This is a genomic window from Microbulbifer maximicatervae (SeqCode), assembly GCF_052467385.1.
The window spans coordinates 3,730,755-3,746,912 of sequence record NZ_CP174311.1 but is presented as its reverse complement, the minus strand read 5'-3'; the positions used below and the strand labels follow the sequence as shown (position 1 = coordinate 3,746,912).

The 16,158-nt window shown below is 54.7% G+C and carries 14 protein-coding genes and 1 other RNA gene; 8 read left to right on the top strand and 7 right to left on the bottom strand.

Going from position 1 to position 16,158, the window contains the following annotated elements:
* Positions 1 to 3: 3 nt before the first annotated feature.
* Both ACJJIR_RS15965 and ACJJIR_RS15960 read right to left on the bottom strand, forming a co-directional pair.
* Positions 4 to 2,454, bottom strand: coding sequence for an ABC transporter permease (locus ACJJIR_RS15965; RefSeq protein ID WP_444906093.1), 2,451 nt, complete (start codon positions 2,452 to 2,454; stop codon positions 4 to 6).
* Complete coding sequence (locus ACJJIR_RS15960; RefSeq protein WP_444894675.1) at positions 2,454 to 3,176, bottom strand: ABC transporter ATP-binding protein; 723 nt, start codon at positions 3,174 to 3,176, stop codon at positions 2,454 to 2,456. Before ACJJIR_RS15960 ends, ACJJIR_RS15965 begins: the two co-directional genes overlap by 1 nt.
* Before the next feature lie 45 nt (positions 3,177 to 3,221).
* Between ACJJIR_RS15960 and ACJJIR_RS15955 the strand changes: the two genes are divergently transcribed.
* Both ACJJIR_RS15955 and ttcA read left to right on the top strand, forming a co-directional pair.
* The gene (locus tag ACJJIR_RS15955; RefSeq protein ID WP_444906092.1) at positions 3,222 to 3,890 is read left to right on the top strand and encodes an arylesterase; all 669 of its coding nucleotides are present in this window, start codon (positions 3,222 to 3,224) and stop codon (positions 3,888 to 3,890) included.
* Between the two features lie 120 nt (positions 3,891 to 4,010).
* Positions 4,011 to 4,928 carry a tRNA 2-thiocytidine(32) synthetase TtcA gene (gene ttcA / locus ACJJIR_RS15950; protein WP_444894820.1) on the top strand — a complete coding sequence of 306 codons (918 nt, stop codon included), beginning with the start codon at positions 4,011 to 4,013 and terminating at the stop codon, positions 4,926 to 4,928.
* Here ttcA and ACJJIR_RS15945 read toward each other — a convergent pair.
* Positions 4,813 to 5,418 (bottom strand): hypothetical protein, encoded by a 606-nt coding sequence (locus tag ACJJIR_RS15945; RefSeq protein ID WP_444894819.1) that lies wholly within the window; start codon positions 5,416 to 5,418, stop codon positions 4,813 to 4,815. The genes ttcA and ACJJIR_RS15945 overlap by 116 nt on opposite strands.
* A 210-nt stretch (positions 5,419 to 5,628) precedes the next feature.
* Between ACJJIR_RS15945 and putP the strand changes: the two genes are divergently transcribed.
* From putP to ACJJIR_RS15930, 3 genes are all read left to right on the top strand, one after another.
* Positions 5,629 to 7,095 carry a sodium/proline symporter PutP gene (gene putP, locus ACJJIR_RS15940; protein WP_282931667.1) on the top strand — a complete coding sequence of 489 codons (1,467 nt, stop codon included), beginning with the start codon at positions 5,629 to 5,631 and terminating at the stop codon, positions 7,093 to 7,095.
* 152 nt (positions 7,096 to 7,247) lie between these two features.
* Positions 7,248 to 7,760, top strand: coding sequence for an O-acetyl-ADP-ribose deacetylase (locus ACJJIR_RS15935; protein ID WP_444906091.1), 513 nt, complete (start codon positions 7,248 to 7,250; stop codon positions 7,758 to 7,760).
* Positions 7,761 to 7,867: 107 nt separating this feature from the next.
* Complete coding sequence (locus ACJJIR_RS15930) at positions 7,868 to 8,332, top strand: Mpo1 family 2-hydroxy fatty acid dioxygenase (RefSeq protein ID WP_108732210.1); 465 nt, start codon at positions 7,868 to 7,870, stop codon at positions 8,330 to 8,332.
* Positions 8,333 to 8,382: 50 nt separating this feature from the next.
* Here the strand turns inward: ACJJIR_RS15930 and ACJJIR_RS15925 are convergent, their stop codons facing one another.
* The gene (locus ACJJIR_RS15925) at positions 8,383 to 8,868 is read right to left on the bottom strand and encodes an Lrp/AsnC ligand binding domain-containing protein (RefSeq protein ID WP_282931670.1); all 486 of its coding nucleotides are present in this window, start codon (positions 8,866 to 8,868) and stop codon (positions 8,383 to 8,385) included.
* A gap of 195 nt (positions 8,869 to 9,063) precedes the next feature.
* Between ACJJIR_RS15925 and ald the strand changes: the two genes are divergently transcribed.
* Positions 9,064 to 10,209 (top strand): alanine dehydrogenase, encoded by a 1,146-nt coding sequence (gene ald, locus ACJJIR_RS15920; protein ID WP_413664782.1) that lies wholly within the window; start codon positions 9,064 to 9,066, stop codon positions 10,207 to 10,209.
* A 292-nt stretch (positions 10,210 to 10,501) separates the two neighbouring features.
* Here the strand turns inward: ald and ACJJIR_RS15915 are convergent, their stop codons facing one another.
* The 3 genes from ACJJIR_RS15915 to ACJJIR_RS15905 all read right to left on the bottom strand — a co-directional run bounded on the left by ACJJIR_RS15915 (position 10,502) and on the right by ACJJIR_RS15905 (position 13,748).
* The gene (locus ACJJIR_RS15915) at positions 10,502 to 11,857 is read right to left on the bottom strand and encodes a substrate-binding domain-containing protein (protein ID WP_444906090.1); all 1,356 of its coding nucleotides are present in this window, start codon (positions 11,855 to 11,857) and stop codon (positions 10,502 to 10,504) included.
* Positions 11,858 to 12,116: 259 nt separating this feature from the next.
* A complete protein-coding gene (locus ACJJIR_RS15910) occupies positions 12,117 to 12,833 on the bottom strand; it encodes a 16S rRNA (uracil(1498)-N(3))-methyltransferase (protein WP_444906089.1) in 717 nt (238 codons plus the stop codon).
* A 54-nt stretch (positions 12,834 to 12,887) separates the two neighbouring features.
* Positions 12,888 to 13,748: a 6-carboxytetrahydropterin synthase gene (locus ACJJIR_RS15905; protein WP_444906088.1), complete on the bottom strand. Its 861-nt coding sequence runs from the start codon at positions 13,746 to 13,748 to the stop codon at positions 12,888 to 12,890.
* Positions 13,749 to 13,882: 134 nt separating this feature from the next.
* On the opposite strand from ACJJIR_RS15905, the gene ffs reads away from it, so the two are divergent.
* Positions 13,883 to 13,980: signal recognition particle sRNA small type (ffs, locus tag ACJJIR_RS15900), an RNA gene on the top strand.
* 250 nt (positions 13,981 to 14,230) lie between these two features.
* A complete protein-coding gene (locus tag ACJJIR_RS15895) occupies positions 14,231 to 16,090 on the top strand; it encodes a M2 family metallopeptidase (RefSeq protein WP_444906087.1) in 1,860 nt (619 codons plus the stop codon).
* Positions 16,091 to 16,158 lie beyond the last annotated feature (68 nt).

The following is a 16,158-nucleotide window of genomic DNA, read 5'->3' as shown; positions in this document are numbered from 1 at the left end:
TCGTTAGGCCAGTTCGCGCAGTACTCTGAGCGGGGGCTGGCTGATCGAGCTGTAACAGGCCAGGGTACCGGCGGTGCCAACCAGTACTGCACCGGTGAGTGGTCCGGTTAGCCAAAGGACTGGGTGCAATATCACCGGCAGTTCAAAGACCCAATAAGACAGCACAGCCAAGGTGGCTTCGGCACCGATAGCCGCGAGCAAACCGGCGGCAAAACCCAGCAGGCCAAATTCCAGTATCAGGCTTCTCAGCAACAAGCGCCTGCGGCCTCCCAGTGTGCGGATAATTGCCGCTTCCTGCAATCGCTCGGCGATACTGGCGCGCACCCCGGCAATTAATACCAGGACCCCGGCAACCAGCATCAGGGCCATTACCGATTCGATGGCAAAGGACACCTGGTTAATGGTGTCGCGGATACGCTGGATGATCTTATCCAGCTCTATCACGCTGACGCTGGGGAAGGCGCGAACCAGATCGTTGACCAGTAGCTTGTCCTCCGGTGGGAGGTAAAAACTGGTGATATAGGTAGCCGGGAAATCATCGATAGTGCCCGGTGCAAATATCATATAGAAGTTGGGGCGCATGCTGTTCCAGTCCAGCGAGCGGAAGCTGGCTACCGGGGCTTCTACTTCGAGGCCTCCGATAGAGAAACGCAATTGATCTCCCAGTGACAGTTCCAGCTGGGCTGCCAGCTCCACTTCTACGGAAACACCTTCGCTGGCCTTGTCCCACCACTCGCCTTCCAAGATACGGTTGTCCGGCGCCAGGGTGTCGGTGTAGCTCAGGTTTAATTCCCGGCGAACGCCGCCGGGACGATCTTTTTTCTCTTTAATCGAGACGCCGTTAATCGCTACCAAACGGCCGCGCACCATGGGGTAAAACTCGGTGCTGCTTACCTCGCCCTCTGCCAGCATATTTTCCATGGTTGGAACATCGTGGGGGGCGATATTCAGGAGGAAGTGATTGGGGGCTTTTTCCGGCAATTGCATCCGCCACTCATCCACCAGGGCGGTGCGGGCAAAGACCATGGCCAGCATGGCCAATAATCCGGTGCCAAAAGCGGCAATCAATAAAGTGTTGAACGCGGCTCGGCGTTGCAGGCTGCCCAGGGCAATACGCCAGGCTCCCCCGAGGGAGGCCAACTTGCCGCGCACCAAGAGGCGGTTGACCAGGGCGCTGCCGGCTACCAACAGGAGCATGCCGACAAACAAGGCGAGCGTCATGAGCAGGCTGCCGGACAGCCACCAGATTAGAAGCAGCATGGCGCTGGGGCCGAGAATCAGCCCGAGCCATTCGCGTCTATCCGGGTTGCTCCAGTCGTGCCGCAGGGTTTGCATTGGGTCTGTGCGGGCCAAGCGGAAAAGTGGCGGCAGGGCAAAGCCCAGGGCGCAGGCGAGGCCGGTAGCGAGTCCAATCAGCAGTGGGCTCCAGCTGGTGGCCGGGGGTTGAACCGGGAAGAACCCTTCCATCAGGTTGACCGCCTGGCTCTGGATAAAGGTGCCCAGTGCCAGCCCGATCGCGGTGGCAATCAGGGTGAGGGCGGCCAGCTGTCCCAGGTAGATACCGAGAATTTTGTTGCGCCCGGCGCCGAGGCTTTTCATTACGGCTACGTAGGCGCCGTGGCGCAGTCCGTAGCGTCTGGCTGCCAGGCCGACGGCGACACTGGCGAGGAGAACGGCAAGGCTGGCGGCGAGAAACAGGAATGACTCGGCTCTATCCAGAGCAGAGGCAACACGGGGCTGGCCTTCGCGCAGGTCCAGTATCCGCTGGTGTTCAGTCAGTTGAGGTTTGAGCCAGTCAAAGTAATCCTTCAGGACTTGGTCATCACCGGCAAACAGGTAGCGGTAGCGCACTCGGCTGCCGGGCTGGATCACACCTGCGGCGGGCAGGTCGGCGGTATTGGCTAGCAGTCGCGCGCCCATATCAAACAGGCTGGTGCCCCGGTCGGGTTCCCGCTCCAGTATGGCTGTCACTTTCAATTGGGTGTCGCCGAGGGCGATAGAATCGCCGAGCTGGATTCCCATCAAAGGTAAAAGACGGGACTCCACCCAGGCTTCTCCCGGGGGAGGTCCTTGTGGTGCCACTTCACTAGGGCCGCTCTGGGACTTGCTGATTTCCAGTTGCCCCACCAATGGATAGCCTTTATCGACGGCTTTGACCGAGACAAACTGGAACTGGTCGTTGGCGGAGATCATGGATGAAAACTGGACTATTTCGGCCTGTTCCAATCCCTTTTTGTCGGCTTCCTCCAGCCATGCGCTATCCACAGGCTTACTGCTGCGCAGCACCCGCTCTGCGGCCAGGAAAGTGAGGGATTGCTGCTCCATGGCGCGGGTAAGGCGGTCGGTGAAATGGGCGATCGCAGTGACACAGGTAACAGCCAAAACCAGGGCCGAGGCAATTAGCGCCAACTCGCCACCGCGCCAGTCCCTGAACAGCAGTCTGAGTGGCAGCATCAGGCGGACACCTCCGACAGGTTGTCTCCGTCGATAAGGGGAGCGTAGGTATCTACGGCGCCTGCCGACATATGCAGGTGGGAGGCACAGCGCTCTGCCAGTCGCTGTTCGTGAGTCACCAGCACCAGGGTGGTGTCAGACTCTTCGTTGAGTTTAAACAGCAGGTCGATAATTTTGGCACCGTTGCCGGCGTCGAGGCTGCCGGTGGGTTCGTCGGCAAAGAGGATGGCATCTTTGCTGCTAAAGCTGGCAAAGGCCCGGGCAATGGCCACCCGTTGTTGCTCACCGCCGGATAGCTGGCGCGGGTAATGGCGCAGTCGCTGTTCCAGGCCCACCCGGGCGAGGAATTCTTCCGCCCGCTTGGCGGCGCCCCGTTCACCGCGCAATTCGCTCGGTAGCATCACATTTTCCAGGGCGGTAAGGCCGGGTAGCAGTTGGAAAGTCTGGAATACAAAGCCCACGCAGCGGGCGCGGACTGCTGCGCGCTGCTCTTCGTCCATGGCGGTGATCTCGTCGCCTGCCAGCCAGATCTTGCCCTCGGTGGGTTTGTCCAATCCCGCCAGCAGGCCGAGCAGGGTGGACTTGCCGGAACCTGAGGCCCCTGTCACTGCGAGGCTCTCGCCACGGGCGACTTTCAGGGAGATATTGTTTAATAGGGTCAGTGGCCCTTCGCTGGTGGAGACCCTGTGATAGAGGTTTTCTGCCGTGAGAATGGCGGACATACTGTATTCCCTTTGCGGATACGCGAGATTTTTGGAGAGTATGACATGACAACAGCCTTTTTTCGGCAGTTACTGACTCGGTTCGGCTTGGTGCTGATGCTGTCGGTCCCCAATCTGGCACTGAGTGCCAACAAGCCCGGCACTCTGCTCGTATTAGGGGATAGCATAAGTGCGGCCTACGGTATCGATGAGGAGTTGGGCTGGGTCAACCTGTTGCAAGAGCGCTTGCAGGAGAAGGGGCGTCCGGTGAAGGTGATCAATGCCAGTATCAGCGGGGAGACCTCTGCAGGCGGCCTGACCCGGCTACCGCGCTTGATGGAAGAGCACAAACCCCAGTGGCTGATTGTCGAGTTGGGCGGCAACGACGGTTTGCGCGGCTACCCACCCCAGAGTTTGCAGCGCAATTTGCAGCAGATGGTCAAGCTGGCTAAAGATTCCGGGGCCGAAGTCCTGCTGCTGGGGATGCGTATCCCACCGAACTACGGCCGCGCTTATACCGAGGCTTTTGCCGCTGTATTCCCCAAAGTAGCCAAGGCCGAAGAGGTCGCCCTGGTGCCCTTCCTGTTGGAAACCGTGGCCCTGGAGCAGGGCGCTATGCAATCCGACGGTATCCACCCCACCGCCAAGGCGCAGCCGGCCCTGCTGGATCATGTCTGGCCCTGCGTGAAGTCCCTGCTGGGGGAGAAGGCGGCTGGTGAGTCGTGTACTCCGTGATCGAAATGCGTACAATCGCGCCCCCAGGAACAGGAAAGCCTGGCTCTGGTCCCAAAGTTTAAGGTTTTGTGCCGGTACTCTGGGCCCGGTCACTGGTCGCGAATGAGTTAGAGAGACACCATGCCCGAATTGGAAAACCGCCGCGAGCGGCTCGAGTTTAATAAGCTGCAAAAGCGCCTGCGCCGCCATGTGGGCCGCGCCATCGCCGACTTCAATATGATTGAAGAGGGCGACAAGATTATGGTCTGTTTGTCCGGCGGTAAGGATTCCTACGCCATGCTGGACGTGCTGCTGAATTTGCAGAGGACAGCGCCGGTTAACTTTGAACTGGTGGCGGTCAATATGGACCAGAAACAGCCGGGCTTCCCCGAGCATATCCTGCCGGAATACCTGCAGTCCCTGGGTGTTCCCCACCATATTGTTGAGAAGGATACCTACTCGGTCGTGAAGGAAGTGGTGCCTGAGGGCAAGACCACTTGCGGGCTCTGTTCCCGTCTGCGTCGTGGCACCTTGTATGGCTTTGCCGAAGAAATTGGCGCCACCAAGGTGGCACTGGGCCATCACAAAGACGATATCGTCGAGACCCTGTTCCTGAATATGTTTTACGGTGGTCGCCTCAAGGCGATGCCGCCCAAACTGCGCGCCGACGATGGCCGCAATATCGTGATTCGTCCGCTCGCCTATTGCCGTGAAGAGGACATCGCCCAGTACGCCGAGTACAAGCAGTTTCCGATTATTCCGTGCAACCTGTGCGGCAGCCAGGAGAATCTTCAGCGCCAGGCGATCAAGCAGATGGTGCGGGAGTGGGATAAGAAATTCCCAGGCCGCAGCGAGAATATTTTCGCCGCGATTACCCGGGTGTCCCCGTCACAATTGGCGGACAGGGACCTCTATGATTTTGAGAGTCTGGAACTGGATCGCTCTAAGCCGTCGGCTGTCGAGCGTCCTGACCATTCAATCCAGCGCCAGGTGAATTCTTGGGAGCCTGAGGATGCTCAGGAAGTGGAGCCCCAGTATATCGAGGCGCTGAATCTGTAGGATCTGCACCGCTGACCAGTTGCGCGTAACTGCATTCAAAGTCCCGGGGACTGGCACTGGGCCCGTGGTGAAAGTGCTGATGCCAGAGGCGCGCCATATTGGCCACGTCTGAGGTTTCCTCGTCCTGGATCTTGTGGACTTCGGCCGACCTGTAAATCAGCCAGGCGATGGCTGTGGCATAGCGCAGGTTGGTGGTCAGTTCGCTGTGGGGGTGATCGAGAAAATCCCGCTGGCTCGCCAGCCCTCGCACTTTTGAGGCGAGGCTTGGGTGATCGATCAGGTATTGATCCCAGATTTCCCGGTGGGTGTGGGGCTGGATTTGGTAAATACCCAGCCCGTGGCGCCGTCCCTGTTTGAGGTGGAAGCCCAATTGCGACTCCTGGGCAGCGGTTCCCAGAAGGAGATTCTCCATGCCCTGGCTCCAGGCTCTCAAGTGCTTGAGGGTTGGACGGATAACCTGGAGTCGGAGCTCGTCCAGACAAATGCCCATAGTGTTGTCTTTTTTTCTGTAGTTGTATCCAACATATATGTAGTTTGCTGATTGAGTCGGCGCCACCTTATGGGTAGATTTACGCGCAATAAACATAACAATTTTTAGGTGGTGCTCTTTCCATAGCTCAATGCGCTGAAAAATTGAGCAGGAAAACGCAGACTATTCCCGCGCCAAGTACCACCCCACTTTGATCAGAAGGAATCCCTTATGGCCGCCGAGTGGCTGATCGCCCTTACTTTTGTCGCCTATTTGGCGTTGATTGTTGTTATCGGTATTTACGCCTACATGCGTACGAAAAATGCCAGCGACTATTTCCTCGGTGGCCGTTCCCTGCCGCCGGCTGTGGCGGCCCTGTCTGCCGGAGCCTCGGATATGAGTGGCTGGCTGCTTCTGGGTTTGCCTGGCGCGGCCTATGCAGCGGGGCTCTCCGCCGGTTGGATCGCAATTGGCCTTTTCTCCGGCATCGTTCTGAGCTGGGTGACAATGGGCCGGCGCCTGCGCATCTACACCTATGAGCTGGACGACTCCCTGACGGTGCCAGCCTATCTGGACCGTCGGTTTAAGATGGGGCACCCCTATCTGCGCACCGTCTGCGCGATATTCATTCTGTTATTTTTCCTTTTCTATGTGGCTTCGGGCCTGATTGCCGGCGGCAAATTGTTTGAAACGGTATTTGGCTGGGATTATCGCTGGGCGGTGATTATCGGTGCGGTTGCCGTTATTTCTTACACGCTGTTTGGCGGGTTTTTGGCGGTGTCCTGGACCGATGTGTTCCAGGGGCTGCTGATGAGTGCGGCGCTGATTGCGGTGCCTCTCGTTGTTATTTCTGACCAGGGTGGTTTTTCTGCCAGCTGGACTCGCCTGCAAACGGAGATGCCACAGCTGACCCACTGGATGACCGATAACACCGGGCAAACCTTAAGCCTGGTGGCGATACTCAGTTCCCTTGCGTGGGGACTGGGCTACTTCGGCCAGCCGCATATCTTGGCGCGATTTATGGCGGTGCGTAGCCCTAACGATATTCCGGTTGCGGCGACAGTAGCGGCGGTTTGGTCCCTGGCGGGCTTCTTGGGCGCAATGGCGGTAGGCCTGTTTGCCCACCTGGAAATCCAGCAGAGCCTGCCTGATGGCGAAACTGTATTTATGGAAATGGTGCAGGTGCTGTTCCACCCGCTAGTTGCCGGTGTTCTTTTGGCGGCGATTCTATCTGCCATTATGAGTACGGCAGATTCCCAGCTGTTGGTGTCCTCGGCTGCGTTGGCGGAGGATATTTACCACGTTTGGTTTGGTCGTGAGACCACTCCGGAAGCCATGGTGAAAGTGGGGCGCTGGGCGGTGGTTGCTTTATCACTGGTCGCTGTGTGGATTGCGATGGACCCGGATTCCAAGGTTCTGGATGTGGTGAGTTACGCCTGGGCTGGCCTGGGTGCCGCCTTTGGCCCGGCGTTGTTGATCAGTCTCTACTGGTCTCGTATGACGGGCAGTGGCGCTATTGCCGGTGTTATCGTTGGCGGCCTCACCGTTGTGGTGTGGGAGCAACTCTCTGGTGGCATTTTTGATGTTTATGAGCTGTTGCCGGGTTTTGTTTTCTCTTCAGCTGCTATCGTGTTAGTGAGCGCGCTGACGAAGTGCCCGGAAGCCGTTGCCTCACAGCACCGCAAGTTGCTTGGTTGAGGGGGCAGGGCAGGACTTGAGCCCGAGCGACTCGCTCGGGCCGAGACAGACCAGCCGCGCTAGGGACGCATCTCTGGCAAAGGTGCGACTGTTGTGAAGTGAAATGGATTTCCATCCGCAGCAATTATTCAAATAGCGGTTGGAGATGCTGAGTGATCAAAGTTCATCTCGGTGATATCACTCGATTGCACGTCGATGTAATCGTCAATGCTGCCAACAGCCGTCTCTTGGGAGGCGGTGGTGTCGATGGGGCCATACACCGCGCAGCGGGGCCCAATCTACTGGAGGCCTGCCGCAGTCTGGGCGGCTGTCCTGTTGGTGAAGTGCGCGCCACTGGCGCTTATTCCATTCCCGTAAAACGTATCTACCACACGGTTGGGCCAGTTTGGCGCGGCGGCAGTTTGGGTGAGCCCGAGTTGCTCTCCAGCTGTTATCGGCACTGCCTGGCATTGGCCCGGCGCGAAAACATGCGCTCAATCGCTTTTCCGGCGATCAGTTGCGGTATCTACGATTATCCCCCAGAGCTGGCCGTAGAGGTGGCTGTAGAGCAGGTGCAGCAATTCCAGGAGAAGGAGGGAGCGCCGCAGCAGGTTGTATTCTGTTGTTTCGATAAATCGATGGCGGATCTCTATTTATCCCAGTTGGATGCCTACGTTAGGCGCTAAAAGCCACGTTTTGTAGGCCTCGTGGTATTTTCGGCCATTGATTGATATCCATGGGTTGGGGATTATTATTGCTCTGACAATAACAATATAAGAATGAGGAGATTGTCATGCGCAGTGCCCAGCAGTGGTTTTCCGAGTATGGTGAGAGTCATCAGAATCCGATCAACAAATCCATTCATTGGATTGCTGTTCCCGTAATTTATGCAACTGTGGCCGGACTTTTGTGGGCAGTTCCGCAGCCGGAATTTATGGCGACAATTCCCTGGCTGAACTGGGCTGTCGTGGTGACAATCCCGATTCTTCTGTTTTATTTCGCGATGTCGTTTCCCATTGCCCTGGGAATGACGGGATTAACTGTTCTGTGTTTGTGGGCTTGGTCGGTATTGGAGCGGCTGGGGGTGCCTATCTGGCAGACGGCACTGGCCCTATTCGTGATCATGTGGGTGTTCCAATTTATTGGCCACCATATCGAAGGCAAGAAACCCTCTTTCTTTAAGGACTTACAATTCCTGTTGATCGGCCCAGCCTGGGTGATTGGTTTTATTTACCGGAAACTGGGCATTCAATACTGATTGCCGGTTTATGCAGATGAGTGGCTGTGGCCACTCATCGATCTATCCCCCTATCGGTTGTAGTGAACCGGTACTTCCAGTGTCTCTTTGACTTCTTCCATCACCACATAGCTGGTGCACTCCTGCACCTCCGGCAGCGTTAAAAGCGTTTCGCCGTAAAACTTGCGGTAGGCGCTCATATCCGCCACCCGGGCCTTGATCAAGTAATCAAAATTCCCCGATACCAAGTAACACTCCTGAACTTCCGGCAGGGCGGCCACGGCGTTGCGAAATTCCTCAAAGGCGTCCTGTGCGGATCGATTCAGTCTGATCTGCACAAAAACCACCAGGGCAGCATCAAGGTACTCCGGGTTGATCAGGGCGGTGTAGCCCTGAATAACATTGTCACTTTCCAGGCGCTTGACCCGTTCGACGCAGGGGGTCGCGGTCAGACCTACCTGCCGGGCCAGCTCGGCATAGCTGGTTCTCCCATTCTTTTGTAGAACACGCAATATGTTCCGGTCGATGGTACTTAGCTCTCCCGCACGTTTGCGCATAACTGCTGACTCCGAATTGGTCGACATGGTCAAAAAGTAGACTTGGCGACAGGTTGTATAGTGGATTCCACTAGTTTTATCAAAAATCTACTAAATATCCACTTCTTATCTGTTCTTATACTGGGGAAAACATAGAAATTAGGTACTCCTATTTGATTAAGGCAGTACCGAGCGCACAGAGCGAGGAGAAGGAAAATGTTGATTGGCGTCCCTAAAGAGATTAAGAACCACGAGTATCGTATTGGCCTGACGCCGTCGAGTGTTCGCGAACTGGTTGGCCACGGCCACCAAGTGATCGTACAGAAGGATGGTGGTGCCGCTATTGGTTTCCCCGACGAGATGTACGTTCAAGCCGGCGCCAAGATTATCGATACTCCGGAAGAGATTTTTGCCACTGCCGATATGATCGTCAAGGTAAAAGAACCCCAGCCCCACGAGTGCGAAATGCTGCGCCCTGGGCAGGTTCTGTACACCTATCTGCACTTGGCTCCAGACCCCAAACAAACTGAGCTGCTGGTTAAGTCCGGCGCTACCTGCATCGCTTATGAAACCGTAACCGATCGCTTCGGTGGCCTGCCTCTGCTGGCGCCTATGTCTGAAGTTGCCGGTCGTATGTCTGTACAGTGCGGTGCCCACCACCTGGAAAAAGCCCAGGGTGGTCTCGGCGTACTGCTCGGCGGTGTTCCCGGTGTAGCTCCCGCTAAAGTCCTGATTATCGGTGGCGGTGTTGTTGGTACTAACGCAGCGAAGATGGCCCTGGGTATGGGTGCTGACGTTACTATCCTCGACCGTTCCCTACCGCGTCTGCGTCAGCTGGACGATATTTTCGGTGGCGCGGTTCGCACTGAGTACTCCACTAACGATGCTATTGAAAAGCACGCACTGGAAGCTGACCTGGTTGTTGGTGCGGTTCTGATTCCTGGCGCGGCAGCCCCCAAACTGCTGACCCGCGACATTATCAGCCGCATGAAGAAAGGCGCAGTTGTAGCTGACGTTGCTATTGACCAGGGCGGTTGTTTCGAGACTTCCAAGGCGACTACTCACCAAGAGCCTACTTACGTAGTTGATGGTGTGGTTCACTACTGTGTTGCCAATATGCCCGGCGGTGTAGCTCGCACCTCCACTATGGCCCTGAACAATGCCACCCTGCCTTTCGCGGTAGCCCTGGCAAACAAAGGCGCCAAGCAGGCACTGTTGGACGATTCCAACCTGCTGGAAGGCCTGAATGTTCACGCTGGCATGGTGACCTACCAAGCCGTAGCCGACGTATTGGGTTACGAGTTTGTAGATCCCAAACTGGCTCTGCAAAAACAAGCAGTAGCGGAAGACGCTGTAGCTTAATTGCCCCCAGTGGCCGCCTGCGGGCGGCCACATTGTAAATAAGCGGTAACGCGCTTGTTGTTGGGAAGTTTCCCCCGGAGCGCTCTTTGCGTTCCTCTCTGTGAGACCTGGTGGCATAGCCACTAATTGATAGCCGCGTATTTACGCGGCTTTTTTATGCGCGTTATTTATGTTTTGGAGAAAGCTGGGCTTGTTGTTTAGGGAAAAACTGGGGAAGGGGAGGAGGAAAAACAGAAAGGGTGCTGAGGGACTTCCTTGTCGCCTCACGAGGGAGAGGGGTTTAGGGCTAGGGTTAAATAACCCAGATTTCTACCCGGCGATTTTTTATCTTTGAGCTGGAGCTGTTGGAGGCTACCGGCAGATAGGCACCAAAGCCCTGAACCGGTGCTGTATTAATCTGGTGATCCCTTAGAGCTGAGCGAACGGTAACTGCGCGTAGTTTTGATAACACGATTGAGCGTCCCTCGCTCACTTTCTCATCGCCAAATCCGATCAATAGCAGTCGCTTGTGGCTGTTCTCAGGCTTTTGCATAAAGCGGACAAGTCGCTGTATATCCTGTTTTGCCTTGTTATCTAAAGAGGCGCTGCCTTCAGAGAAACGGAAGTTAATACTCAGGCGTTCTGCATTTTCCGTTAACTTCAGGTATTCGCTGGGCCCCTCCCGGTTGGCTTCAGGTTTTACACCGATTGGCGTCTGCGCGACAAATCCAGTGGCCTTTACCAGCTCCTGTCCCTGTTCACTCTGTACAAAGTGCAGGAACTCTTCGGCGACGGGTTTTAAACCGTAAGCAGCGGTATAGAGAAATAGACGGCGGGAGAGGGGGTAGTCTTCAGTTGCAATTGTCAGATGCTCTGGAGCTTGCGGTTGGGTGTTCTGGTCAGATACCGATACGGCCTTGGCCCGTCGAATAGACGCCAAGCCGACAAACCCAATACTGTTGGGATTCGCCGAAACACGGTCTGACAATTGATCATTCGATTCGAAGCGTTTTGCATTAGTAATAAGGGAGTGCTTTTTCCCGAGCACCAAGCTTTTAAACGTATCCCAGGTGCCGGACTGATTATCTCTCGCCAGAACTTTGATACGACCTTTCCGCCCGCCCACTTCAGACCAGTCGGTAATTTTCCCGGAAAATATTGCTGCTATTTGTTGCAGGGTTAATTGAGTAATGGGGTTTTGAGGGTGAACAATAATGGCGAGTCCATCGATGGCAATGACATGTTCTGCACCTTGACCGCGCATATCTCCAAAGCGACTCAGCGCTGCGTGCTCAGCATCTTTTATTGGTCGCGAAGCCATGGCGATATTGGCCTGGGACCGTTCAAGGCCTTTAAATCCCGTGCTTGAACCGTGTGCCGCAATATCGACATATATTTTTTTGCCACCGAGATCCCCTTGCACTCGAACCTCATTTTCTTTCCCTAAAGGGATAATCTCCAGATTACTGCCACCACGGGCTTCGAGGTAATCGCTCACCAGGTTGGGTGCCAGCTTTGCACCGACAGTATTGGAGCCGTGTAGAGTAAAAAGCAGGCCCGTTGTATCGGGAGGGAAACGGGTTTGGGCTGTAGAAGTTGCAGCAGCCAGTGCCCCCCCAAGAAGAAGTAAGGTAAGGGTTTGCTTTAGCCGGCTTAAGAATACGCTCATAGTAATTCGACCGTAAGGTGGTAAAACGAGGGCGCAAAATATGACTTAATTGTGACAAATTGATGAAATATTGATTGCTGAATTACGCAATTGTCTCATCGTGAGAGATAGGTAACTTTAGCGGGGTTTATTTGAACAATTGAAGTATGGGTGGTTAAGCTTTCGTAAAAGCTTGCTCTATGTTTTAAAACACAATAGATCAAACAGGTGTTTAGAGGCCCCCGTGAAGGTGTATTAGAGCCTCTAAAATTTGAGCAATTTAAAAAGCGGGAAATAACCGGCTAATTAGGACTGGCAGTGCAGTTTCTACCCGCAAAATACGTGGACCCAGGTGAACGGATTGAAAGCCTGCTTCCTGGAGCTTCTCGACTTCATAACTGATAAAGCCGCCTTCAGGGCCAATGGCTAAAGTGGTCGGTTGCTTTATGTCCACAGGGCAAGCTGTTCCCCCTACTGGATGAGCCACCAGTTTACGGGAGTCACTGGAGAGGGAAGGGAGTTCGTCTTCGACAAACGGTTTAAAGCGTTTGCGCAACAGAATTTCCGGCAGTTGCGTATCGACAGCCTGCTCTAGTCCGAGCAAGCATTGCTCAAAGAGTTTGTCTTCCTGCAACCAGGGGGTTTGCCAGTAAGACTTTTCGACCCGGTAACTATTAATTAAAACCAGTTTTTTGACTCCGAGTGCAGTCAGGTGCTGGATAACCCGCTTGAGCATTTTGGGTCGAGGCAGGGCCAAAATAAGTGTGAGAGGTAATGGCTGGGGCGGATCGATTGCGAGTGCCACTTCAAGCTCAACGCACTTCTCGTCGAGCGTAACAATCTCGCCACTACCTATTTGCCCGTCGAGCAGTCCGACACGAAGTTGTTGTCCCGGCGCTGCTCTGTGAACCTTGATGATATGCTCCAATTGGCGTCCAGTCAGGCGGACGCGATTGGGGCTAATAAAGTCGTGCTTTTGTAAAACAATCAGGTTCAAAGTCGGGCGCCTTGGTACTTCAATTTATAACGGTGTCGGTGCTATGGGGCTGGGCTAGCTGGTTTGAGCTGAAGCAATCGCGCCTTTGCCAATACCTTCGTAGGCTCTTACGGTAATCGCTTTCCCAGGCTCTTTAGCCGCCAGGGTGTTGGCAATATATTGGGCCAACTGCTCCACCGTGGTATCACAGTCAAGAATTTCACAAACTTTGGCAGGGATGGACAGGGTGAAGTTTCCCTGTTGTGCACTGTAAGCAAAGTTATGGATATCCTCACCGCGATCATCGGCAGTTGTTGAAACCAGATCCTCGCGAGTGCCCAGGTAGATATCTTCCCAGCGCTCAGCCCAGTACTTTTCCAGCTCTGTATCGCGTTGGCCACCCGTCATGACCTGAATACGTGAACGGTGTCCATGGGCGATACGCTGGCAGTTGCCAAGGTGTTTTTTCAGGCCATGGCTGTAGTGGTAGAAAGCATCTTCAATGACTTCACAGTGGAAGCTGAGCTTGAGCTTCTCCACGCTATCGGGGAAGTGGCTGGCCAGCTGCTGGACACACCAGATGGCGACGCTCTCAGGAGTAATTACCTCGGCGTCCACTAAGGCAAAAGCTTGTTCCGGACCTGACACTTTAATAGAGGCCCCGTTTTCCAGTAGCCAGGTCAGGTTAACCTGGTCTCCACTGTGCTCCAGGGTCAGTTGGGGTGAGCGGGTAGGTACCAAGAGGCGGTGGTCGACTTGATCATCCAGCCAATGCCTCAGGGTCTTTTTCACTATGCCAAAGTCGCAAACCATCCCCTGTTCATCCAAGGCGCCATCGAGGGCTGCGTTTGCCAGCCAGGTCTCGCCTACGATGCCTCGTTTTGAGTCGAGGTAGCTGAAGTCAACGTTGGTTAAATTATCGACAAACAAGTGCATGAGTAACTCTTTGCAGGGGGTGAGATAGTAGTCGTTTATTATAACCTGTTAATAGGGCTGGATCTTATTCGTTTATGCCTCTATAATCGCGCCCTCTTCGGATGCACTGACACCGAAGATCGTTGTGGCGGCCCTCCCGGTCCCCTCGCAATGAGCAGCTGTGAACTCCGCCAGGCCCGGAAGGGAGCAACGGTAGCAGTGGTATCATGTGCCGAGGGTGTTGCTGGTTGGGCTGCCTCCAATCTCTCCCTTCTTTGTTTCAAAAATCATCCCCTGAAATTCCCCGTTGAGAGTGTTTTGCTCGACCGTATCCTGGGTTTTTGCTCTTTTCCTCACCAAATTTTTTCTCGCAAAGACGATATAAAAGGGGATTTTGTGTCGATCTGGCTCGATCTTCGGCCTCGTCGTCGCTGATTGTGTGGGGCTTATGCTATAAACGGCGTCAACTATAAGCAGATCTAAAAATGATTCTTGAGGAGAAAATGAAAAAAGTTGCTCTCTCGATAGCGGTTGCCGTTGCACTGTCTGCCTGTGACAGTGGGCAGCAAGCGGTAAAACCGGTTGGTGTAGCCCAGGCGACTGCGGAAAGCCCAGCTGATAATTCCCAGCTGACAGTCAAAGATGCGCAAGCTTTCTTAAAAGATGCCCAGGCTCGCATGGAAAAAATGGGACAAGAGGCAAGCCATGCCGCTTGGCTTGCTTCTACCTATATCAATATTGATTCCCAATACGTAGAAGCTTTGGCTTCAGAGCGATACACCACCCTGGCCGTGGAGCTGGCTTCAGAGGCCGCCAAATTTAACGACTTGGACCTGGACCCGGATACCCGTCGCCAGTTGACCATGTTGAAGCAGGGGTTGGTATTCCCGGCGCCGAAAGATCCGGCACTAACTTCTGAGTTGGCGCAAATTGGCTCAAAAATGCAGGGCATGTACGGTGCCGGTAAATACTGCCGCGAAGATGCCGGTGAAGAAAAGTGCTATACCCTGACCGAGATGGGGCAGGTGATGGCGACTAATCGCGATCCTGAATTGCTTAAGGATTTGTGGGTTGGTTGGCGTAAAGTTTCTCCTCCCATGAAGCCTCTGTATGAGCGCCAGGTGGAGATCGGTAATGCGGGCACCAAAGAGCTGGGTTATGACAACCTGAGTGTTTTCTGGCGCTCCAAATACGATATGGCTCCAGATGCTTTTGCGGCAGATATGGATACCCAGTGGGGTAAAGTGAAGCCGTTGTACGAAGCTTTGCACTGCCATGTTCGCGCCAAGTTGAATGAGCATTATGGCGATGACGTAGTGCCGGCTCAGGGTAAGATTCCTGCACACTTGCTGGGTAATATGTGGGCTCAGGAGTGGGGTAACGTCTACGACATCGTAAAAGACGACGACATGCAGGCGCCCTATGATCTGACTCAGCTGGTGGTTGATTCCGGCATGAGTGAAAAAGACATGGTTAAAGTCGGGGAGAAGTTCTTCACCTCCCTGGGCTTTAAGCCTCTACCGGAAACTTTCTGGGAGCGCTCTCAGTTCACCCAGCCACGCGATCGCGATGTAGTTTGTCATGCCAGCGCCTGGAATATGGACGGGCAGGACGATCTCCGCATCAAGATGTGTATCAATAAAACGGGTGAAGACCTGGTTACCATCCACCACGAGTTGGGCCACAACTTCTACCAGCGCATTTATAAGGATCAGCCTTTCCTCTATAAAAATGGCGCTAACGACGGCTTCCACGAAGCTGTTGGCGACACCATCGCGCTTTCCATCACGCCGAAGTACCTCAAGGAAATCGGTTTGATGAATGAGGTGCCGGATGAGAGTAAAGATATCGGTTACCTGATGCAGCAGGCGCTGGATAAGATTGCCTTCCTGCCATTTGGTCTGCTCGTTGATAAGTGGCGCTGGCAAGTATTCAACGGTGAGGTGAAGCCGGAAGACTACAACAAGGCCTGGTGGAAGCTGCGTGAAGATTACCAGGGCATTGCCGCTCCGGTAGAGCGCTCCGAAGAGAACTTCGATCCGGGTGCCAAGTACCATATCCCCGGTAATACGCCTTACGCTCGCTACTTCCTGGCGCGTATCCAGCAGTTCCAATTCCACCGCGCGCTGTGTGAAGCCGCTGGTGAAACCGGACCGCTGCACCGCTGCTCCATCTACCAGAATGATGAGGCTGGTAAGAAGCTGCGCGCTATGTTGGCAATGGGTGCAAGCAAGCCCTGGCCGGATGCTATGGAAGCGCTCACCGGTCAGCGCGACCTGGATGCTTCCGCCATTATCGATTACTTCCAGCCGCTGATGGCGTACCTGGAAGAGCAGAACCAAGGGCGTCAGTGCGGTTGGTAGTCTGAAGAGTCTTAGCTTTATTTTTGAAGCTAAATGAAGAAGGGGGCTTTGCCCCCTTTTTTTGGCTG